This window comes from Marivivens sp. LCG002 (genome assembly GCF_030264275.1).
Classification (GTDB): domain Bacteria; phylum Pseudomonadota; class Alphaproteobacteria; order Rhodobacterales; family Rhodobacteraceae; genus Marivivens.
The window spans coordinates 1,313,839-1,335,000 of sequence record NZ_CP127165.1 but is presented as its reverse complement, the minus strand read 5'-3'; the positions used below and the strand labels follow the sequence as shown (position 1 = coordinate 1,335,000).

Here is a 21,162-nt window from a genome sequence, read left to right as displayed (position 1 = left end):
TAAGGACTTATTATGATCGACCAACACATCGCATCAGCTTTCGACCGCGACCTTGAGGCCATTCAGGCGCTTCTGATCAAAATGGGGGGGCTTGTTGAAGAGGCGATCCTTCTCGGTGCACAATCGCTTGAAACCCGCGATACCGAACTTGCCGACAAAGTGCGGGCAGGGGACAAGGCCATCGATGCACTGGAACTCCAGATCAACGAGGAAGCGGCACGCACCATTGCGCTGCGGGCGCCTGTTTCCAAGGACCTGCGCACGATCCTGACTGTGCTTCGGGTGAGCGCCAGCCTTGAACGCATTGGAGACTATGCAAAAAACATGGCCAAGCGGACCCATGTTCTTGCCGAACAGCGTCAGATCAACGGGCCGGATGCCGCCTTGCGCCGCATGGCACGCGAGGTTCAGGAAATGCTGCGCGATACCCTTGATGCATTCGTCCGCCGCGACGTGGCCTTGGCCGAAGACGTGCGCCAACGCGATCACGACATCGACCAAATGTATAATGCGCTGTTCCGCGAATTCCTGACCTTCATGATGGAAGACCCGCGTAACATCACGGCCTGTATGCACCTGCATTTCATTGCAAAGAATGTGGAACGCATGGGCGATCTTGTGACCAATATGTCCGAACAGATCATCTATCTCGTGACAGGGGAATTGCCCGAAGAACCCCGTCAAAAAGGTGATCAGACCGCCATCTTCGGAGACGGTGCATGAGCCCGAAGCCGCATATTCTTGTGATCGAGGACGAAGCGCCGCAGCGTGAGGTTCTCGTCTATAACCTTGAATCCCAAGGGTTTCGTGTTTCGGAGGCCGCAACCGGGGATGAGGGTCTACTGCTTTTGTCCGAGGACAAGCCCGATGTGCTTGTGCTCGATTGGATGCTTCCCAATGTGTCGGGGATCGAAATCTGCCGCCAAATCAAGACCAAACCCGAGACACGCGATTTGCCTGTAATCATGCTGTCGGCGCGCTCGGAAGAGGTCGACCGCGTGCGTGGACTTGAAACCGGTGCCGACGACTATGTTGTCAAACCGTATTCGGTTTCCGAGCTTATGGCGCGTGTCAAAACACAATTGCGCCGCGCAAGGCCGACCTTGGCGGGACAAGTGCTGGCTTTTGAAGACATCGAGCTTGATGCCGAAACGCATCGCGTCACGCGCGGCGGTGAACAGCTCAAACTCGGGCCAACCGAATTCCGGCTCTTGTCGACATTGATCGAGAAGCCTGGTCGGGTGTGGTCGCGTGATCAGTTGCTCGATCGTGTGTGGGGGCGTGACATCTATGTGGACACACGGACCGTCGACGTGCACGTCGGACGACTTCGCAAAGCGTTGACGCAGTTTGGTGGAGAAGATCCCGTGAGAACAGTCCGCGGCGCAGGGTATTCTTTGGGCTGACGCTGCTCAATCCGTATTACGTATAATATGTATTATGTAACTAAATGCGTTCTGATAACCGATCAAAAACGCAAGAACGTCGCTTTATCCGATGATTTCTAAACCAAAAATCAAATGTGCCGTTCCCCTGACAAGATACATGGATGTCTTTTAGACGACACGTTCACGAGTTCGTGACGCCCCTTAGCGAAGAGCGTCAATATAGTCACTAGCCTAGTCATAACGTCTATGCCTTTACGCCGTCGTTCATGTGTTGGACACGACAACCGCGCAATGACGCTTTTGTCGGAACGATCCACCTCAACCCATCTTGAGGTTTTTAACGAGTGCGCGGCGTGGTGATCTCATCACGCCGCTTTTCGTTTACCCAAAAGAAAACGGCCCGCGCAAAGATGCACGGGCCGTTCCCAATTCAAAGGACCAGCGATTAGGCCTGGTTCATGCGAGCGACTTCAGCTGCGAAATCGTCTGCTTCTTTTTCGATGCCTTCGCCGACTTCAAGACGGACGAAACCGGTGATGGTTGCGCCTGCTTCTTTTGCAGCGGCTTCAACGGTCAGATCGGGGTTCACAACGAAAGCCTGACCAAGGAGCGTCGATTCAGCAACGAACTTGGCCATACGACCGACGATCATCTTTTCGATCACGGCTTCGGGCTTGCCCGATTCACGTGCGATGTCCATCTGGACCTGCTTTTCCTTTTCAACAACTGCCGGATCAAGGTCAGCTTCGGAAAGCGATGCAGGGTTTGCAGCAGCAATGTGCATTGCAACCTGACGGCCGAAGGCTTCGTCGCCGCCGTTCATGGCAACGAGAACACCGATTTTGCCCATGCCGTCGGCGGCTGCGTTGTGGACATAGGTCACAACGGTTTCGCCTTCGAGACGTGCCATACGGCGCAGAGTCATGTTTTCACCGATCTTGGCGATCGCGTTGGTGAGAACGGTTTCAACAGCGGTGCCGTTGATTTCAGCGGCTTTGAGCGCGTCGACGTCAGCAACGTTGACAGCAGCGCCAGCGATCGAAGCAACCATCGACTGGAATTCGCCGTTCTTCGCAACGAAGTCGGTTTCCGAGTTGATTTCGACAGCAACGCCGACGCCGCCGTTTACAGCAACGGCAACGAGGCCTTCTGCTGCGGTGCGGCCCGACTTCTTGGCTGCTTTAGCGAGACCTTTGGTGCGGAGCCAGTCAACTGCTGCTTCCATATCGCCATCGGTTTCAGTCAGAGCCTTCTTGGCGTCCATCATGCCGGCGCCGGTCGACTCGCGGAGTTCTTTCACCATAGCTGCGGTGATAGCCATCTTGCGTCTCCTTAAAATGAGGGTGCCGGGCAGTGCTTACCCCTGCCCGGTATCAGATTTGCGAAAAAGCGCGCCTTAGTTGGCAGCAGCAGCTTCTTCGGCGAGAACTTCTTCAGCCAGTTCTTCAACTGCGCCGAGATCGACACCTGCTTTGGAAAGCTGGTCCGACATACCGTCGAGAGCCGCACGAGCAACGAGGTCGCAGTAGAGCGACAGAGCACGCGATGCGTCGTCGTTGCCGGGGATGACATAGTCAACGCCGTCGGGCGAGCAGTTGGTATCGACAACTGCAACAACCGGAATGCCGAGCTTTTTGGCTTCGAGGATGGCGAGGTCTTCCTTGTTCACGTCGATGACGAAGAGAAGATCCGGAACGCCGCCCATCTCGCGGATGCCGCCGAGCGATGCCTGAAGCTTGCCCTGCTCACGCTCCATGCCGAGACGCTCTTTCTTGGTGAGACCTTCAAAGCCACGCTCTGCAGCTTCGTCGATGGCCTTAAGACGGTTGATCGACTGCGAAACGGTCTGCCAGTTGGTGAGCGTGCCGCCGAGCCAACGGTGGTTCATGTAATACTGTGCGCACTTCTCTGCGGCTTCGGCGATCGGCTTCTGGGCCTGACGCTTGGTGCCGACGAAGAGAACGCGGCCGCCTTTTGCAACGGTGTCACGAACAACCTGCAGAGCCTGGTCCAGCATGGGAACAGTCTGGGTCAAGTCCATGATGTGGATGCCGTTGCGCGAGCCGTAGATGTACTGCTGCATCTTCGGGTTCCAGCGCTGGGTCTGGTGGCCGAAGTGAACGCCAGCTTCAAGGAGCTGACGCATGGAGAACTCGGGAAGAGCCATGTCTTTATTCCTTTCCGGTTTAGCCTCGGCGGGGGATCAGGCGTTTGCCCAACCGGTGGATGATATGGGATTTCTCCCCATAGCACCCGCCCCCGCTTGCGGAGTTAAGTGGCGCTGCATTACTTGCACTTGCGGGCCTTGGCAAGCCGTCAGATCAGTAAAAAGCGCCACTTTGAAAAGAAAGTCGCGGTTTTCCTAGAGAATGGTCCGCTCGAGGAACCAGAACCCGCCGACAAAGGCTATTCCGACTGATGCGGGAATGGAAATCACCCGGCGATACCAGTCCTTACGGCCGAACCACAGACCGACAGCTAGGAAGGCCACAAGGATCACCGCAAGCTGTCCAAACTCGACGCCGACGTTAAACCCGATGAGTGCCGGAACAAAGTTGCCGCTCGGGAGGCCGTATTCGCCCAGCACGCTCGCAAACCCGAGACCATGCAACAGACCAAACACAAAGACGACGAAGGGCCGCCATTTGCTGAGACCTTTGGTAAAGATGTTCTCGACCGCGACAAAGACGATGGACGCGGCAATCAAGGGCTCAACGATCGAGCCGGGCGCGGTCACATACCCCAAAGCCGCAAGCGCAAGCGTCACCGTATGCGCAAGGGTAAAGGCCGAAACCTGCCACAACAGCGGCTTGAGCCGTGTGCTTAGGAAAAACAGCCCCAGCACAAACAGAATATGATCAAGCCCCAAGGGAATGATATGCTCGAACCCGACGGGCACGTAGAACATGAACGCCTCAAGCGCGCCCATCTGGTCGCCGCCCCCAAGCTGGATCGGCTGGGTCATTTCACCGGGCGCAAGATAGGCGTCATAAGGCTCTTCAACACCCATCTGACGGATGACAATCGCGCCAAGTTCTTCGGCCCATTGGAAATCTACCGTCTCGGCACTCGTGGGGAGCGCGGCGGAAAACACGAATTTGGAGCTTCGCAGGAGATCGACGTCACCGACCTCGGGCACCGAGACGCCTTCAAGGGTCACGGGGAGTGTCGCCCCCCCTGCCCTGATGTTGATCTTTTGCGCGATTTCGTCCCAGCTTTGCTCGAAGGCCGCGGCAAGCGCCTCGGGCTCAAGCGCCCGAAGTTGGTCGTAGTCTTCGGCCTGTGGTGCCTCGTTCGTATCCGTCACATCGCCAAGGTGCACGCCCGCAACAATCCCTTCCAGATTGGCTTCGACCGAAAAGACCAGCTTGTCGCCCTGCGCCTCCATATCGGCAATAGCGGGCATGACTTCATGGGCCGCGACTGCAAAAGGCAGAAGCATCACAAAGACGAGAGTTGACACCAGCGACTTGAGTGCCACCCTGCCACTGAAACCAAAGGAATTCTTCATGCGCTTTCTCGTCCTCTATTCATTTGTTCTAATGCCGTTTTCAGCGCTTGCGCATGAACTCTGGATCGAACCTGTTGATTATCAAATTGAAGATGAGACTAAGGCGCAGGCCCGCCTTGTCAATGGAGAGGGCTTCAAAGGCGTGGAGCTTGCCTTCTTCCCCAACAGGATCGAAGAATTCAATGTTTACAATGGAGAAGAGGTCATTGCTGTCGACACCCGCCTCGGCAACAAACCCGCGCTCGACGCCCCGAGCCTGCCGGAGGGGCTCAATATTCTGGTCTATCAGTCAAAGCCGTCCGAGCTGACCTATAAGGAGCCTGAAAAGTTCGAAAGGTTCCTGAAACACAAGGCCCTCGGCATCACGCTCGAAGACCATCTCGCGCGTGGATTGTCAGCTGACAATATCACCGAAGTCTATACGCGTTACTCCAAATCGCTTGTCTCCGTGGGGGACGGCACGGGCGAGGATCGCCTCATCGGACTTGAAACCGAGCTGGTGGCACTGACCAATCCCTACGACCTTGACGGGCCGATGCAGGTGCAGCTTTTCTATCAAAACGCGCCCCGCGCGAACGAACAGATCGAAGTGTTCGAGCGCGCCGAAGACGAAAGCGTCAGCATTTCAACCGTTCTCACCGACGACCAAGGCATCGCGACGATCCCCATAAAGCCGAACCACGAGTATATGCTCGACGCCGTGGTGCTTCGGATCCCCTCGGACGAGGTGGCAACGGAATATAGCGCGATGTGGGAAACGCTCTGGGCGAACCTGACGTTCTTTGTGCCTGAATGATCTAGCCCCTTGCAGCAGGTCCTCAGGCTTGTCATGACACGCACATGAAAAGCTTCGACATCCTCTGTATCGGGTCCGTCCTGTGGGACATCATCGGGCGTACGCGGCGCGACATGCATTATGGCGCGGATATGCCGGGCATTATCCGGCGCATTCCGGGCGGTGTGGCGATGAATATCGCGATGACCTTTCGCAGGTTCGACATCACGCCTGCCATTCTGACCCACATCGGCTCCGACCGCGAGGGGGACGAACTTTTGACCGCATGCCGCGATCTCGGGATCGTCACCGATCACGTCTATCGCACCCAAGACCTTGCCACCGACAGCTATATGGCGATCGAGGACCCGAACGGGCTTGTCGCCGCGATAGCGGATGCGCACTCGCTCGAGCGCGTGGGCAATGCCATCCTCGCACCTTTGGCGAACGGCGAGATCGGATCGGCAGGCACGCCCTTTGAGGGGATCATCGCGCTTGACGGCAACCTGACCACCGAGCTTCTGAGCGAAATCGCGGCTTCGCCTCTTTTTGCGCGATCCGATCTACGGGTCGCCCCCGCAAGTCCGGGCAAGGCCGAGCGGCTCAAGGCACTCTATCGGCATCCGAATGTCACGCTCTACGTGAACCTCGAAGAAGCGGGGCTGATTTGCGATACGACTTTCGGCAGTTCCGCCGAAGCGGCAGCGGGCCTCATTGCGCATGGTGCGGGACGCGTTCTTGTCACCGACGGGCCGCGCAGCGCCTCGGAAGCGACAGGTCCCGATGTGCTCACCGCAACGCCCCCATCCGTCAAAAGCCAGCGTGTCACGGGCGCAGGGGATACGTTCCTTGCCGCCCATGTCGCCGCCGAACGCGACGGCGCATCGCGCTCCGACGCCCTGAACTTCGCCCTGCATGCAGCGGCCAAATATGTCTCTGGAGAAAGCCCACAATGATCCCGATGTCCTTTTCCCCCGAAGTGACCCAAGCTCTCAAGAACGGTGACGCGCTGGTCGCTCTGGAAAGCACGATCATCACGCATGGTATGCCTTGGCCCCAAAACGTCGAAACCGCACGCCGCGTGGAGCAAACCGTGCGCGACAACGGCGCGGTGCCCGCGACGATGGCGGTCATGAACGGCACACTCCATGTCGGATTGACAAGCGAAGAGCTTGACGCGCTTGGTCAGGCCAAGAACGTGGCCAAACTCTCTCGCGCCGATTTCGCGGCCTGTCTTGCCTCGGGCGGCACAGGCGCCACAACGGTGGCCGCCACGATGATCGCAGCCCAGATCGCGGGGATCGGCGTTTTTGCAACGGGCGGTATCGGCGGGGTCCATCGCGGCGCGGAACTTTCTTTCGACATTTCCGCAGACCTTCAAGAGCTTGCCCAGACACCCGTCACCGTTGTTGCGGCGGGCGCAAAGGCGATCCTCGATCTTCCCAAAACCTTCGAGGTTCTCGAAACGCTCGGCGTTCCGGTCATCGCCTATGGTCAGGACATGATCCCCGCCTTCTGGTCCCGCAATTCGGGGCTCAGGGCACCGATCCGCATGGACAGCGCCGAAGAGATCGCACGCGCACAACTGATGCGCGGCGAGCTTGATATTCCAGGCGGGCAACTCGTCGCCAACCCGATCCCCGCAGAGGCGGAAATCCCCGCAGAAGAGCTTGCGCCCGTGATCGAACAAGCTCTGCAAGAAGCCGAAGCACAGAAGGTCAGTGCCAAGGCGGTGACGCCCTTCCTCCTCCAGCGGATTTTCGAACTGACCCAAGGCAAATCCTTGGTGGCCAATATTGCGCTCGTGATGAACAACGCGAAACTGGCGGCGGAAATTGCGGTTGCGATGAAAAATCAAGGTTGACCATTGCGGTTGGTCCGGCCGCTTCTTAGGTTGAACGCGAAACGAGTTGAGCGGGTGACAAGGTGAACAATCCGATACCGATCGAGAAACCCTCTCGCGGCATTCTTGCGAAAATCCGAAACAACTTTCTCGCCGGACTCGTGGTGGTGGCGCCCATCGGGATCACGGTCTGGCTGTTCTGGAGCATTACGGGCTGGATCGACAGCTTCGTCTGGCCCTTTGTGCCGCGTGTCTATCACCCCGATATTCTCATCAACCGTTGGTTCGGCGATGTGAACCCCGCCTCGCCCGATCATCTCAATATCGACGTGCGCGGCGTCGGCGTGATCATCTTTCTGGTGTTCACGCTTATCGTCGGAAGTATCGCCAAAGGCGTGCTGGGTCGTTCCTTGATCAAATGGGGCGAAGGGATCGTTGCGCGTATGCCTGTGGTCCGTTCGGTCTATAACGGTGCCAAACAGCTTGCCGAGACGGTCTTTGCCCAGTCCGAAAGCAGCTTTGACCGCGCCTGTCTTGTGCAATACCCGCGTCCGGGGCTTTATGCGATCGCCTTTGTCTCGACCAAAGCCAAAGGCGAGATCGCGGAAAAAGTGCCGACAGGTGAAAACATCATCACGGTCTTTCTTCCGACCACGCCGAACCCTACGTCGGGCTTTCTTCTGTTTCTGCCCGAAGAAGAAATCATCCCGCTCGATATGACGGTCGAGGATGCGGCCAAACTCGTGATTTCGGCAGGCCTCGTCTATCCCCAGCCCAAGGCCAAAATCGACAAGGCCCTTGCCAAAGCGGCCAAGGCCTAGCCGAACATCTCTTCGAGATCGACGGTGCCGCGCTTGCCGAGATCGTCTTTGTGATGCGCAAGAAAGCGGTCCATCGCCTCGCGCCCTGCCTCGAAAAGCCGTGCAAGCGTGATCGGGGTCGGAATAAGTTTGGAGGCGACCGAAAGCTCGTTCATCAGATCGTTGTCCCCGACCATATGAAGGTTCACATCCTTCATCGAGCCTTTGGGCACCGACCCGCCGTGCAGAAGCCGTTTGACGAAGTTGATGGCCCTCATTTCGCGGAGCAAGGACGAATTGAAGCTGATCTCATTGATCCTGTTCTGGAGCGAGGGACCATCGAGCGGGATCTCTTCGCGTTCCAGCGGGTTGATGTTCACAATCAGGATGTCGTCGGGCAAATGCGGAAGATAGAGCGGAAAAAGCGCGGGATTTCCCGTGTAACCGCCATCCCAATAGGATTCCTCGCGCTCGGTCTTTGGGTCGTATATCTCGATCGCTTCGAACAAAGTAGGCAAACAGGCAGAGGCAAGGATCGCCTTTGACGACAACTCGGCCCCCGTGAAAACGCGGATCTTGCCCGTGCGCACATTGGTGGCGCAGATATGGAGCTCGGGCCCCGAGGAGGAACAGATCGCCTCCCAATCGAACCGCGACGTCAGCTTTTCCAAAGGATTGCGGATGAACGGTCCATACATCGCAGGTGTCATCATGCGCGCTGCCGCATCGAAAACCGCATAGAGCGGCGAATATTCGATCGCTTTGGTGACATAGTGCGCCGTATCGCTCCATGGCGTGATCCATTGGGCCATGCGCGGGTCCGTCACTGCTCCGACCTGCTCCCACAGATCGCCGAGCGCGGCGCGCGCGCCGCCCCGTCCGCCCGTCGCCCAACCGCTTTTGAAGGCCGCCGCGTTCAAGGCACCCGCCGAGGTGCCCGAGATCGCCGCGACCTCGATGTCCGTCTCCTCTAGAAGCCGATCCAATGCGCCCCATGTCAGAGCGCCATGCGCCCCGCCTCCCTGAAGCGCGAGGTTGAGACGGATCAAAGCGCCGTCCACCCACCGTCAACGCTGATGGTGGTGCCCGTGATCTGGGCCGCTGCGTCGGAGCACAGGAACACCGTCGTGCCGCCGATTTGCTCTACGGTCGCGAATTCCTTGGACGGCTGGCGCTCAAGCATGACCTTCTTGATCACCTCGTCACGCTCCATCGCGTATTTCTTCATCGTGTCGGGGATCTGCGCCTCGACCAGCGGGGTAAGCACATAGCCCGGACAAATGGCGTTGCAGGTGATCGGCTCTTGGGCGGTTTCCAATGCAGTGACCTTGGTCAGACCGACAACCCCGTGCTTGGCCGCGACATAGGCCGATTTATAGGGCGACGCGGTCAAACCATGAGCCGACGCAATGTTCACCACGCGGCCCCAGCCCGCCTTGCGCATCATCGGCAGAGCGGCCGCGGTCGTGTGAAAAGCAGAAGACATATTGATCGCGATGATCGCGTCCCACTTCTCGAGCGGAAATTCGTCAATCGGCGCGACATGCTGGATACCTGCGTTGTTCACGAGGATATCGCAAACGCCCGCCTTTTCGATCAGGGCCCGCGCCTCTTCGGCTTTGGAGAGGTCCGCTTGGATATAACGCACTGCAACGCCGAACTCTTTGGCAAGCTCGGCGGCAAGGGCATGGTCCTCGTCTCGGTCGGTAAAGGAATTGATGACAAGGTCGGCACCGGCCCGCGCCAGCTCTCTGGCGACGCCCAGACCGATGCCCGAGTTCGATCCTGTCACAACTGCTGTTTTTCCGTTCAACGACATGCGCGCACTCCCTTTGACTTGCACTTACGGGGGATAATGCTGCAGATGCGAAATAGTTCAACACATTGATTCCCTTTTGTGCGATTCTCTGGTTCGAACCGATCAAAAAGCCGTGTCGGAAATCTCTCGAAGCCCAAGAAAAAAACGCCAGCACGAGGCTGGCGTTAAGTTATTGAGGCAGGTTTCATACAGGCAAGAAACCTATCGAGCAGTAAGGCCTTTATAAGCAATCTCTTGCCCGCCTCCAAGCTAAAAGTTTGAAAAGATTCAAAACCCCCTCTACGGTTTGTGCAACGGACATAAGGATTTGGGGGATTGTCTCTGAAATGGCATCAAAGTTTCTAACAGGTTTTCGTGCATCGGTTGCGGCTCTGGCCGTGATCGGCGCGGCCTCTTTCGCAGCAGCAGAACCAAAGCACGCAATAGCTATGTATGGCGAACCGGAGCTCGCACCCGATTTTGTGTCGCTCCCCTATGCCAATCCCGATGCGCCGACAGGCGGGCGGATGGCCACCGCCGAGGTGGGCAGCTTCGACAGCCTCAACCCCTATGTGCTCAAGGGAAACAAACCCTGGCAGCTTCCCTATCTCATGGCCGAGACGTTGATGGGGCGCACTTTGGACGAACCTTTCACGCTTTACGGGCTTTTGGCCGAATCGGTCGAGACGGGTCCCAACCGTGAATGGGTCGAATTCACCCTGCGGCCCGAAGCCAAATTCTCGGACGGGAGCCCCGTGACGGTCGAGGATGTCATGTGGTCCTACGAGACGCTCGGCACCCAAGGCCATCCGCGCTATCGCGGCTTCTGGGGCAAAATCGCCTCGATGGAGCAAACGGGCGAGCGCTCGGTGCGTTTCACCTTCAACACCGAGGACCGCGAACTTGCGCTTCTGGCGGGGATGCGCCCGATCCTTCAAAAGTCGCAGTGGGACGGTGTGAACTTCGAAGAAGACGGCTCGGGCATCGTGCCGATCACGTCGGGTCCCTATGTGGTGAACGGCTATGAAATGGGTCGTTACATCGAATTCACCCGCAATCCCGACTATTGGGGCAAGGATGTGCCCTTCCGTCGTGGCACGGCAAACCTTGATACTCTGCGGCTCGAGTTTTTCGGTGATGAAACCACCGCGTTCGAAGCCTTCAAGACGGGCGTGACCAACTTTACCCGCGAATTCAACGTGGCCCGCTGGGAAAGCCAGTATGATTTCGCCGCCGTCCAGAGCGGGGATATCCTCAAGGCCGAGCTGACCCATCAACGCCCGTCGGGGATGACGGGTTTTGTGATGAACACGCGGCGTGCGCCCTTTGACGACTGGCGCGTGCGCGATGCCTTGCTGCATGCGTTCAACTTCGAATTCATCAACGAAGCGATCACGGGCAGCAAACAAGAGCGGATCACGTCCTATTGGTCCAACTCGCCCTTGGGCATGAGCCATGACGCGGCGACGGGCCGCGTTCTCGAATTCCTCGAACCCTTTGCCGCTGACCTCGTTCCCGGCACGATCGAAGGCTATTCTCTGCCCGTGTCGGACGGGTCGGAGCGCAACCGAGAAGGTATCGGCAATGCGCTTGCCCAGCTTGAAGAAGCCGGATGGAAGGTCGATGCAGGAGGCGTGTTGCGCAATGCCGAAGGCAAGGCTTTCGAGTTCACCGTTCTGTTGCAGACGGGCGCAAGCGAAACCAAAGCGATCATCGACATTTATGTTCAGGCACTCAAGCGGATCGGGATCGACGTTACCGTCAACTCTGTCGACAGCGCCCAGTATAAAGAGCTCACCGACGCCTATAACTTCGATATGACCTATTTCCAGCGCGGTCTGTCGCTGTCTCCGGGGAACGAGCAATATGCCTATTGGGGCAGCGAATACGCCGATACTCCCGGCGGGCGGAACCTCATGGGGATCAAGTCCGAAGCGGTGGATGCGATGATCAACACGCTTCTGACCTCGGAAAGCCAAGAGGATTTCCGCGCGGCAACCCATGCGCTTGACCGCATTCTGACTGCAGGGCGTTATGTGATCCCGATCTATCAGTGGAACATCAACCGCGTGGCCTATGCCAAGGATCTGCATTTCCCCGAGCGTATGCCGATCTTCGGCGATTGGCCCGGTTGGCAGCCCGATGTCTGGTGGTCGGAATAAAACGAAGAAAGGCGGCCTTAGGGCCGCCTTTTTCATTGGCTTGGCAATGAGTTAGACGAGAGATGTCACCCAAAGGATGGTCGCGTCGTCGGCGCTTGTAGAAATGACGTTATGACCCATTGTCGCGTCATAATAGGCGCTGTCGCCGCGCTTCATTTCGACGGGTTCATAGAACTCGGTATAGAGGCGGACCGTGCCCGTGAGCACATAGAGAAACTCTTCCCCGTCATGGCGCACCCATCCGTCAAACTCGTCCATCGAGCGGGCGCGGATGCGGGCACGATACGGAAGCATGTTCTTCTTGGTGAGCTGGTCGGCCAATAGCTCGTGCTCGTAGGTCGCCGTCACCTGCTCTTGTCCGTCGCCCGTGCGGGTTACGGTCATGCGGCCGTTGACCTGACCTTTGGTCGGGGGCGTGAAAAGCTGCGGCACCGAAATCCCGAGCCCCACAGCGAGCTTTTTGAGCGCGTCATAGGTCGGGGACATTTGACCGTTCTCGATCTTGGAGAGCGTCGAACGCGCAAGGCCCGCTTGCTGCGCTGCCTGTTCGAGGGTCCAGTCGCGTTCTTTGCGCAACTCGCGCACCCGAAGCCCGAGATCGAGAGGAACCGAAGTTTCCTCATGGCCGTTTTCGCGGGCAATTCGGATCAGCGATGCGTTTTCACTTTTAACCATGGCGCACATATAGCCTCAGCGATCTCGGTCTTGCAACTGTCATGAGGGACCGCTAGCCAGAGGCATGCTAAGCCTGTTTGACGAGGGCGGATATGCGCCCTGCCCCAACCCATTCAACTTTGCGGCCCATGTCTTGCGCCATGCGTCAAGCCGCCCCGACAAGATCGCTTTGGCGGTGCTTGGTCCTGCGCGCGCCGAACGTTGGAGCTATGCAAAGATCGAAGCCGCCGTGCGCGGCACCGCGACGGGGCTATTGCGGCTCGGACTGCAGACGGGCGACCGCATTCTGATGCGGCTGGGAAATACGCCCGATTTCCCGATCCTCTATCTGGGGGCTATCGCGGCAGGTCTTATCCCCTGTCCAACCTCGGCCATGCTGACGGGTCCCGAAATCACGGGGATGGCCGCAACCTTGAAGCCCGCGCTTGTCGTCGCGGCCCCCGATATTGCGGTTCCCGATGGATACGCGACGCTTGGACTCGAGGATTTGCGTGGGTTTTACGATCTGCCGCCTGCGGACTACGCGATGGGAGACCCCGAGCGCCCCGCCTATATCATCTTTACCTCGGGCACCTCGGGCAAACCGCGCGCAGTGGTGCATGCCCATCGGGCGATCTGGGCGCGTCAGATGATGATCAACGGCTGGTATGATCTTGGCGAGAATGACCGTCTTTTGCACGCAGGTGCGTTCAATTGGACCTACACGCTGGGAACCGGACTCATGGACCCGTGGTCGGTGGGCGCAACCGCGCTCATTCCTGCGGCAGGCATGAAGGCCGAGGCGCTCCCGCTTCTTCTCAAACGCCACGACGCAACTATTTTCGCCGCTGCCCCAGGGGTTTACAGGCAACTTCTTAGAGCGCCGATCCAAGCGATGCCCAAGCTGCGCCATGGCCTGACTGCGGGCGAGAAACTCCCCGAGAGCCTCCGCGCGCAATGGCAGGATGCGACAGGGACCAGCCTTCACGAAGCCTTTGGAATGTCGGAGGTTTCCACCTTTCTGTCGGGAAGCCCCGCGCGACCCGCACCCCAAGGCGCGTTGGGTTATCCCCAAACGGGACGCCGTGTTGCGATCCTGCGCGATGGTGCGCCCGTTCCGCGTGGCACTTCGGGTCAGATTGCGGTGCACAAAGACGACCCCGGTCTCATGTTCGGCTATCTGGACCAAGCCGAAGAAACCCGAGCGCGGTTCGACGGCGACTGGTTCCTCACGGGTGACGAGGGGTATATGTCCGAGGACGGCGCGATATTCTATGCGGGCCGCAATGACGACATGATGAATGCGGGCGGCTATCGCGTCTCGCCGATCGAAGTGGAGAGCGCCCTCGCCCAGCATCCCGCAATTTGCGAGGTCGGCGCCTGTGAAGTCACCGTCAAGGAAGGCACAAGCGTCATCGCCGCCTTCTATGTCGGAACCGAGGATCTGACCGATACTCTTGCCGATTTTGCGGCCGAGCGGCTTGCACGCTACAAATGCCCAAGGATATTCGAGCGCGTCGACGAACTGCCTCGCGGCGCGAACAACAAACTTCTGCGCAAAGTCCTGCGCAAAAACTGGGAGACCGCACATGGTCAAACTTGATATTCTCTCCGATCCCGTTTGCCCGTGGTGCTACATCGGCAAAACCTATCTTGAACGCGCGATGGAAAAGGCGGGGGATCACCCGTTTATCATCGAATGGCACCCCTATCAGCTTGATCCGACGATCCCCGAAGGCGGGGTCGAGCGCACCCCCTATATGGAGCGCAAATTCGGTGGCAAAGAGGGATGGAAAAACGCCTATATGCCGCTTGTCGAACACGCGGCCAAAGCGGGTGTGCAGCTCAACCACGATCTGATCACACGGGTGCCAAACACGCTTGATGCCCACCGCCTCATCCATTGGGCAGGCATCGAGCAAAAGCAGACCTTTGTCGTCAATGCGCTCTTCAAAGCCTATTGGGTCGAGGGGCGCGATATCGGAGACCACGAGGTTCTGGTCGATATCGCTTCAAAAGCAGGGCTCGACGGTGCGATGATCGGGCGGCTCCTTGCCTCGGACGCCGACAAAGACGAAATCAAAGCCCGTCAGGAACATAGCCGCAAGATGGGCGTGTCCTCTGTGCCCACCTTTGTCGTCGCCAACCAGCATGTGGTTCAGGGCGCACAGCCTGCGAGTCTTTGGGAAAACGTCATTGCGGATCTCAACACCCAATTGGCAGAGCGCGAATAGCCCTCTGCCCATCGTTCGACCCAAAGAAAAAGGGCCCACCGAATGGCGGGCCCTTTTCCAATTCCGATATCCGAGCGATTAGCGCTTCGAGAACTGGAACGAACGGCGAGCTTTTGCTTTACCGTACTTCTTACGTTCAACAACGCGGCTGTCGCGGGTCAGGAAGCCAGCGGCCTTGAGAGCAGCGCGGAGCGAGGGATCGTAAAGCTGGAGCGCCTTGGAGATACCGTGCTTGACTGCACCAGCCTGGCCCGAGAGACCGCCACCGGCAACGGTAGCCATCACGTCGAACTGACCGTCAACGCCAGCAACCTGGAACGGCTGACGCAGGATCATCTGGAGAACGGGACGAGCAAAGTAAGCGCTCATCTCTTTGCCGTTCACGGTGACTTTGCCCGAACCCGGCTTGATCCAAACGCGAGCGACAGCGTCTTTACGCTTGCCGGTTGCGTAGGAACGGCCAAGCTCGTCACGAACCGGCTCACGGTTTACCGCTTCTGCAACCTGAGCGGCAGCGCCGCCGGCGATTGCGCCGAGCTCTTCGAGAGAGTTGATTTGATCGGCCATGTCTTAGACCCTCGTGTTTTTCTTGTTCATCGACTTGACGTCGAGAACTTCGGGCTTCTGGGCTTCCATACCGTGCTCGGTGCCAGCAAAGACGCGAAGGTGCGTCATCTGCTTGCGCGAAAGACGGTTGCCGGGGAGCATACGCTTGACCGCCTGCATGACGACGCGCTCGGGGTGTGCACCCTCGAGGATCTGGGCAGTGGTGCGCGACTTGATGCCGCCCGGGTGGTTCGTGTGCCAGTAGTTCGGCTTTTCACGCTTGTTACCCGTGAGCTGGATCTTGTCAGCGTTGATCACGATAACGTTGTCACCCATGTCCATGTGGGGGGTGAAGGAGGGCTTGTGCTTACCGCGCAAGCGCATGGCGATGATCGAAGCGAGACGGCCCAGAACAACGCCTTCAGCGTCGATCAGGATCCATTTCTTTTCGATATCTGCCGGAGTAGCAGAGAAAGTTTTCATGGTTCACCAATAATAGGTCATGGAGGCGAGGCCTCCGTCTTTCGGATGGGCGGGTTATAAACGCACTGCACCCACAGTCAAGCGGACTTATCATAAATAAAATAAGCAAAAACAATAGCTTGCAAAAGTGGTATCAATTTACCCCATAGTTTTAGACAGTTATCCGCTCAGGCGGGTTGTCCAAAAGGGTCCTGAGCGTGACCATCGCCTGTTCAAAACGGTTTTCGGGAATCGATCCGTTGATGGCAATCCGCACCGCATGAACGGTTTTACTCTTTCTCAGGCCGAATTCCTCGGATGATTTGAGGAACACGCCCTGCGCTTCGACTGCGTGACAGAATTCGCCGCTGCGCCAGCCGTAAGGCAATTCGAGCCACAGGAACGGCACGTCCTTTTGCCAGCGCAATTGATAACCGCCGAGATAGTTTACCGCCGTGCGCAGCAAGCGATCCATCTTGTCGCGACAGCGTTCAAGGATTTCAGGAAGATCGGGATGTTCGAGGATCGAAGCATAGGTCGCCGTGATGATCTCGGGCACACCGAATGAATTGAAGGTCATCGAGCGCACCAAAGCATTCGCCCACCCCTGCGGCGCAACCACAAAGCCGATGCGCAGCGCAGCGGAAATCGACTTGGAGGGCGAGGTCGTATACCAGCCGAGTTCGGGGACGAGCTGGCGATAGCTCGGCCCGAGGAACGGCCCGTTGCGGTAACAGTCGTCGTCAATGATATGCACGCCATAGCGGCGGCACATCTCGGCGATCTGGTGACGCCGTGCGACCGACGTCATGCGGGCGGTCGGATTGCAGACATCCGCCGAGGCACAATACATCTGGACGGCGTGTTCCTGAATGAGCGCTTCAAACTCCTCGATGATCGGCCCCTCTTCGTCCCAAGCCACACTATGCACCTGTGCACGGCAAAGCTCGGCGGCACGGCGAAAGCCCGCATAGGTCAATTCGTCTACGATGATCGAAGGCTGGCCACCCTTGAACACGGTTTGCATGATCAAAACGATGGCATGCTGGCCGCCGTGAGTGATCACCACGTCGCTCTCGGAAAACGGCCCGATAGGCGCCGTGCGATTGGCCGCAACAAAGGCGGCATGGGCGGGCGCGTGGCTTTCGCGTGTCGGATACCGCAAGAGCCTGTCGCTTGCGACCGAGTTGGCATAGCGGTGCATCGCCTCGCGGATCAGTTCGGACTGACCTTCATCAGGCAAACGAGGGCTGAGAAGCGTCACCCCCGTTTCATGCATCGAGTCGTTTCTTTCGATCTTTTGTATTGGTACAAACGTGCCCCGCCCCACTGTCGCATCGAGGATCCCCGCATCGACAAGGTTCTTGTAAGCTCGTGCCACAGTCCCCGGTGTGACCCCCGCCTGCCAGCCGAGATCTCGCACCGCAGGAAGCCTATCCCCTTGTTTTAGTTGCCCTGAACGGATGGCCTGACGGATCGCGAGTTCGAGCGCACGGTATTTCGGACCGGTGCAATCCTGCAAATTCGGGAGCCAAATTGTATCCATCACAATGTATTCCTAGACAACCTTTACGGGGATTTGTATCGCTTTCGTATAGGGTATTCCCCCTATTGTATCAATACAAATTGTCGAGAAAGATCATGGCTACGGTTACAAATATCCTCCCGCTCAACACGATTGTCATCCCTGCACCGACGACCACTGTCGCCCGCGCGCTTGTGGCAACCGCGGTGGCGGTCGAGACTTGGGCCATGCGTCGATCGACCCGAAAACATCTCAAGGATATGCCCGACTATCTCTTGCAGGACATCGGCCTCACTCATGTGCAAGCCGATCAAGAGACTCGGAAAGTGTTTTGGAGGGCCTGACATCCCCGGCTCTTCCTGAACTAGGCGGGGATTTCCCCGCCTTTTTTTCTGGCCTTTTCAGCGTTCAGGCGGGATCGAATAGGTCATGGACGCGCGCGCCACGGGTTTTGCTTCGGCGCCTTCGTTGAAGAGCCGCGCTTCGCAAACCGCGAGGGAACGGCCGAGTTTAAGCACCTCGACACGCGCCAAAAGCGTCTTGCCCGCTTCGGGCTTGCGCATGAAATCGATCGCCGCATTGGTGGTGACGGCCAAGGCCTTGGGGCCGATCCGAGCAAGGATCGCGTAATAGATCGCGCAGTCGGCCAGCATGAACATAGCCGGCCCCGAGATCGTGCCACCCGGCCGAAGGTGACGTTCACTCGGAGCGAGGCTGACCAACGTTGTATCTTCGGTCAACTCCAGTATCTCGAACTCAGAGGCCGCTTGCGGGAACTCTGCCGCGATAAAGGCGCTCAGGCCGCTTATGTCGAATGCAAGTGCCATTACAATTCGTAAAGATCGCGGAATTTGGCATCGAGATAGGCCAGGAGCGGCGCTTCACTCGGCGCCTGCCCCGTCGCCCGCGTGACGAGATCGCGCGGTGCATAAAGCCCGCCGTGACGCTGCACCCGCTCGGCCAGCCAGCCTGTGGCGCGCGACAGATTGCCTTGGGCCAGATCATCGTCGAGATCGGGAATATCCGCACGAAGCGCTTGATGCAGGCATCCCGCATAAACGTTGCCCAGCGAATAGGTCGGGAAATATCCGAAGAGCCCGACAGACCAATGCACGTCCTGCAAGACGCCGTTCGCGGGTTTATCCACCGCAAAGCCGAAGTCGGAGGCAAAACGATCGTTCCACGCCCCCTCGAGATCGCGCACTTGCAAATCGCCAGAGACGAGCGCGCGTTCTAGATCAAAGCGCAACAGGACATGAAGGTTATACTGCACCTCGTCGGACTCGGTGCGGATGTAGCCGTTCTCGATCTTGTTGATCGCGCGATACAGCTCTTCGCCCGAGGCAATGCCGAAATCCCCGAAAGCATCGCGCATCTGTCCATAGAGCCAGCCCGTAAAGGCGCGGCTCCGCCCGAGTTGGTTTTCGTAAATACGGCTTTGGCTTTCGTGCACACCCATCGAAACACCGCCCCCAATCGGGCTCAGGAGATATGCGTCGTCGATGTTCTGTTCGTAACAGGCGTGACCGACCTCGTGGATCGTCGAATAGAGACAGTTGAAGGGATCGGTCTTGCTGGTGCGGGTGGTGATGCGCACATCCTGTCCCGACCCGCTTGAAAACGGATGCACGGCCTTGTCGATCCGGCCACGGCTCAGGTCATAGCCGAAGGTCGTCGCAATCTTTTGGGTGAGGACCATCTGGGCCGCTTCGTCGAACTCGCCCGAAACGCCCTTGGGCTTAGGCTGTTCGAGGATCGCGGCGCGCAGGTCCACAAGTCCGGGACGCAGAGCATCGAACATCGCCGCAAGCTCGGCAGAGGTCGCACCCGGTTCGTAATCATCAAGAAGCGCATCATAGATGTTGCCGTCCTTGGCAAGAGCGGCGCCTTCCTCGCGCTTGAGGTCGAGGACTTCAGACAGGGTCGGAGCAAAGGCGGCAAAGTCGTTCGCGGCACGCGCCTCGGCCCAGATACCTTGGGCTTTGGAGGTCACTTTCGCGATCTCTTCGGCAAGTCGCGACGGGATCTTGGACGCGCGCTCGAAACTGCGGCGAATATCGCGCAGGTTCGCGGCTTCCACCTCGGAGCTTGCCTCGGCTTTGGCAAGCCACTCGCCGACCCGTGGATCGGTGCGGCGCGCGTGGAGCACGGATTCGATTGCAGCAAATTCTTCTGCCCGTTGATCCCCCGCCCCGCGCGGCATCATGGTTTCCTGATCCCAGCCCAAACGCCCTGCAATCTGGGCAAGCGCGTTGGTCTGGCGGGTAAAGGCCAAAAGCTCGGAATAAGCGCTCATGCTGCGGCTCCACGAATGGATTGGGCAAGAGGGTAACGCGACAGATAGCGCGCCCGAAGGATCAGCACCCAAAGCAAGACTGCGCCGATCTGGTGCGTGATGGCAAGATGCACGGGCGCCGAATAGAGCGCGGTAACGATCCCCAGCGTGACCTGAAGCAGCATAACTGCGAGAACCGCGTTAAAGGCGAAACGGGTCTTGGCATTGCCCGACTTGGAGGCGCGTCTCCAGACCACGATCCCGTAGATAAAGAGAAGATAACCCGCCATGCGGTGCATGAACTGCACAAGGCCTGCGTCTTCGAAGAAATTGCGCCAGATCGGGCTGAGCGTGAAAGGATCGGGCGGAAAGAACCCGTCCCCCATCAAAGGCCATGTCGGAAAGGCGCGGCCCGCATCGATCCCCGCAACCAGAGCACCAAGGAGGATTTGCAGAAATGCGAAATGCATCAAGCCCGTGGACATGCCGAAAAGTTTCGGCTCGCCCGCCCGTCTCGCCTGCAACAGGTCGGCCTCGCTGCGTCCAAGCAGGAACACATACCAGCCGATAAACCCGAAGATCACGAACGCCATGCCGAGGTGGGTCGCAAGGCGATAGGAGGCAACGTCAAGCATACCTTCCTGAAGCCCAGAATGCACCATCCACCAACCGATCGCGCCCTGACATCCGATCAGAACACCGATGAGGAAAAGCCGTTTGGTCCAGCCCGTCGGGATTTGCTTGCGCAGCGCAAAATAGGCAAAACCAAGCGCCCAAACGAGACCGATAGTGCGGCCAAGCTGGCGATGCCCCCATTCCCACCAATAGATCGTTTTGAACTCTTCGATCGTCATCTGGCTGTTCTGGAGCTTAAATTCGTCCGTCTGCTGATAGAGCGCGAATTCAGAGGCCCAATGCGCATCGCTCAGTGGCGGGATCGCACCCGATACGGGGTTCCATTCCGTAATCGACAAACCGCTGTCGGTCAGTCGCGTCATGCCGCCGACCGCGATGATCAGCGCCACAAGCGCAAAGATCACCATAAGCCAGTTGCGGATGGAATTGCGCGCCCCGCGCCCTTTGGCGTCGATGCCGCCCGGCGCTGCCGTTACCTTGGGTGCGTTGCCGACCTCTTCGAAAATGCTGCGTGGTGTCTTTGCCATGCTTGGGTGCCGCCCTTGAATTCACT

At 58.3% G+C, this 21,162-nt stretch carries 22 protein-coding genes; 10 read left to right on the top strand and 12 right to left on the bottom strand.

Annotated features, from left to right (window positions below; translation table 11 throughout):
- The first annotated feature begins 12 nt into the window (after window positions 1–12).
- Together phoU and phoB are read left to right on the top strand one after the other, a co-directional pair.
- The gene (gene phoU / locus QQG91_RS06595) at window positions 13–723 is read left to right on the top strand and encodes a phosphate signaling complex protein PhoU (protein ID WP_285772174.1); all 711 of its coding nucleotides are present in this window, start codon (window positions 13–15) and stop codon (window positions 721–723) included.
- Window positions 720–1,406 carry a phosphate regulon transcriptional regulator PhoB gene (gene phoB / locus QQG91_RS06590; protein ID WP_285772173.1) on the top strand — a complete coding sequence of 229 codons (687 nt, stop codon included), beginning with the start codon at window positions 720–722 and terminating at the stop codon, window positions 1,404–1,406. The genes phoU and phoB overlap by 4 nt, the downstream gene beginning before the upstream one ends.
- 427 nt (window positions 1,407–1,833) lie before the next feature.
- Here the strand turns inward: phoB and tsf are convergent, their stop codons facing one another.
- The 3 genes from tsf to QQG91_RS06575 all read right to left on the bottom strand — a co-directional run bounded on the left by tsf (window position 1,834) and on the right by QQG91_RS06575 (window position 4,899).
- The gene (tsf, locus tag QQG91_RS06585) at window positions 1,834–2,709 is read right to left on the bottom strand and encodes a translation elongation factor Ts (protein WP_285772172.1); all 876 of its coding nucleotides are present in this window, start codon (window positions 2,707–2,709) and stop codon (window positions 1,834–1,836) included.
- Window positions 2,710–2,784: 75 nt separating this feature from the next.
- Window positions 2,785–3,555: a 30S ribosomal protein S2 gene (rpsB, locus tag QQG91_RS06580; protein WP_285772171.1), complete on the bottom strand. Its 771-nt coding sequence runs from the start codon at window positions 3,553–3,555 to the stop codon at window positions 2,785–2,787.
- A gap of 195 nt (window positions 3,556–3,750) precedes the next feature.
- Window positions 3,751–4,899 carry a HupE/UreJ family protein gene (locus QQG91_RS06575; protein WP_285772170.1) on the bottom strand — a complete coding sequence of 383 codons (1,149 nt, stop codon included), beginning with the start codon at window positions 4,897–4,899 and terminating at the stop codon, window positions 3,751–3,753.
- Here QQG91_RS06575 and QQG91_RS06570 point away from each other — a divergent pair.
- The 4 genes from QQG91_RS06570 to QQG91_RS06555 all read left to right on the top strand — a co-directional run bounded on the left by QQG91_RS06570 (window position 4,898) and on the right by QQG91_RS06555 (window position 8,338).
- Window positions 4,898–5,695 carry a DUF4198 domain-containing protein gene (locus QQG91_RS06570; protein ID WP_285772169.1) on the top strand — a complete coding sequence of 266 codons (798 nt, stop codon included), beginning with the start codon at window positions 4,898–4,900 and terminating at the stop codon, window positions 5,693–5,695. The two genes, QQG91_RS06575 and QQG91_RS06570, sit on opposite strands and share 2 nt — an antisense overlap.
- Before the next feature lie 44 nt (window positions 5,696–5,739).
- A complete protein-coding gene (locus QQG91_RS06565) occupies window positions 5,740–6,630 on the top strand; it encodes a PfkB family carbohydrate kinase (RefSeq protein ID WP_285772168.1) in 891 nt (296 codons plus the stop codon).
- Complete coding sequence (locus tag QQG91_RS06560) at window positions 6,627–7,538, top strand: pseudouridine-5'-phosphate glycosidase (RefSeq protein WP_285772167.1); 912 nt, start codon at window positions 6,627–6,629, stop codon at window positions 7,536–7,538. Before QQG91_RS06565 ends, QQG91_RS06560 begins: the two co-directional genes overlap by 4 nt.
- Before the next feature lie 62 nt (window positions 7,539–7,600).
- Window positions 7,601–8,338 carry a DUF502 domain-containing protein gene (locus tag QQG91_RS06555; protein WP_285772166.1) on the top strand — a complete coding sequence of 246 codons (738 nt, stop codon included), beginning with the start codon at window positions 7,601–7,603 and terminating at the stop codon, window positions 8,336–8,338.
- Here QQG91_RS06555 and QQG91_RS06550 read toward each other — a convergent pair.
- Window positions 8,335–9,366: a patatin-like phospholipase family protein gene (locus tag QQG91_RS06550; protein WP_285772165.1), complete on the bottom strand. Its 1,032-nt coding sequence runs from the start codon at window positions 9,364–9,366 to the stop codon at window positions 8,335–8,337. The two genes, QQG91_RS06555 and QQG91_RS06550, sit on opposite strands and share 4 nt — an antisense overlap.
- Window positions 9,363–10,136 (bottom strand): 3-hydroxybutyrate dehydrogenase, encoded by a 774-nt coding sequence (locus QQG91_RS06545; protein ID WP_285772164.1) that lies wholly within the window; start codon window positions 10,134–10,136, stop codon window positions 9,363–9,365. Before QQG91_RS06545 ends, QQG91_RS06550 begins: the two co-directional genes overlap by 4 nt.
- 326 nt (window positions 10,137–10,462) lie before the next feature.
- Here QQG91_RS06545 and QQG91_RS06540 point away from each other — a divergent pair, with 326 nt between their 5' ends.
- Window positions 10,463–12,277: an extracellular solute-binding protein gene (locus tag QQG91_RS06540; protein WP_285772163.1), complete on the top strand. Its 1,815-nt coding sequence runs from the start codon at window positions 10,463–10,465 to the stop codon at window positions 12,275–12,277.
- Window positions 12,278–12,328: 51 nt separating this feature from the next.
- Here the strand turns inward: QQG91_RS06540 and QQG91_RS06535 are convergent, their stop codons facing one another.
- Entirely contained in the window at window positions 12,329–12,952 is a 624-nt protein-coding gene (locus tag QQG91_RS06535; protein ID WP_285772162.1) for a helix-turn-helix domain-containing protein, read from the bottom strand.
- 64 nt (window positions 12,953–13,016) lie between these two features.
- Between QQG91_RS06535 and QQG91_RS06530 the strand changes: the two genes are divergently transcribed.
- Window positions 13,017–14,534, top strand: a complete 1,518-nt coding sequence (locus QQG91_RS06530; protein ID WP_285772161.1) for a class I adenylate-forming enzyme family protein — start codon at window positions 13,017–13,019, stop codon at window positions 14,532–14,534.
- Window positions 14,521–15,165: a DsbA family oxidoreductase gene (locus QQG91_RS06525; protein WP_285772160.1), complete on the top strand. Its 645-nt coding sequence runs from the start codon at window positions 14,521–14,523 to the stop codon at window positions 15,163–15,165. Before QQG91_RS06530 ends, QQG91_RS06525 begins: the two co-directional genes overlap by 14 nt.
- Before the next feature lie 78 nt (window positions 15,166–15,243).
- On the opposite strand, the gene rpsI is transcribed toward QQG91_RS06525, so the two are convergent.
- From rpsI to QQG91_RS06510, 3 genes are all read right to left on the bottom strand, one after another.
- Window positions 15,244–15,732, bottom strand: coding sequence for a 30S ribosomal protein S9 (gene rpsI, locus QQG91_RS06520; protein WP_285772159.1), 489 nt, complete (start codon window positions 15,730–15,732; stop codon window positions 15,244–15,246).
- A gap of 3 nt (window positions 15,733–15,735) precedes the next feature.
- Window positions 15,736–16,194 carry a 50S ribosomal protein L13 gene (rplM, locus tag QQG91_RS06515; RefSeq protein WP_285772158.1) on the bottom strand — a complete coding sequence of 153 codons (459 nt, stop codon included), beginning with the start codon at window positions 16,192–16,194 and terminating at the stop codon, window positions 15,736–15,738.
- Window positions 16,195–16,345: 151 nt separating this feature from the next.
- A complete protein-coding gene (locus QQG91_RS06510) occupies window positions 16,346–17,719 on the bottom strand; it encodes an aminotransferase-like domain-containing protein (RefSeq protein ID WP_285772324.1) in 1,374 nt (457 codons plus the stop codon).
- A gap of 95 nt (window positions 17,720–17,814) precedes the next feature.
- Here QQG91_RS06510 and QQG91_RS06505 point away from each other — a divergent pair, with 95 nt between their 5' ends.
- A complete protein-coding gene (locus tag QQG91_RS06505) occupies window positions 17,815–18,042 on the top strand; it encodes a DUF1127 domain-containing protein (RefSeq protein ID WP_285772157.1) in 228 nt (75 codons plus the stop codon).
- 57 nt (window positions 18,043–18,099) lie between these two features.
- Here the strand turns inward: QQG91_RS06505 and QQG91_RS06500 are convergent, their stop codons facing one another.
- Genes QQG91_RS06500 through ctaA form a run of 3 tightly spaced genes read right to left on the bottom strand, consistent with a single transcriptional unit; the run spans window position 18,100 to window position 21,136 of the window.
- Window positions 18,100–18,525: a PaaI family thioesterase gene (locus QQG91_RS06500; protein WP_285772156.1), complete on the bottom strand. Its 426-nt coding sequence runs from the start codon at window positions 18,523–18,525 to the stop codon at window positions 18,100–18,102.
- On the bottom strand, window positions 18,525–19,994 hold the full coding sequence (locus QQG91_RS06495; RefSeq protein ID WP_285772155.1) for a carboxypeptidase M32: 1,470 nt from the start codon (window positions 19,992–19,994) through the stop codon (window positions 18,525–18,527). The genes QQG91_RS06500 and QQG91_RS06495 overlap by 1 nt, the downstream gene beginning before the upstream one ends.
- Window positions 19,991–21,136, bottom strand: coding sequence for a heme A synthase (gene ctaA, locus QQG91_RS06490; RefSeq protein WP_285772154.1), 1,146 nt, complete (start codon window positions 21,134–21,136; stop codon window positions 19,991–19,993). Before ctaA ends, QQG91_RS06495 begins: the two co-directional genes overlap by 4 nt.
- Between the last annotated feature and the right edge of the window lie 26 nt (window positions 21,137–21,162).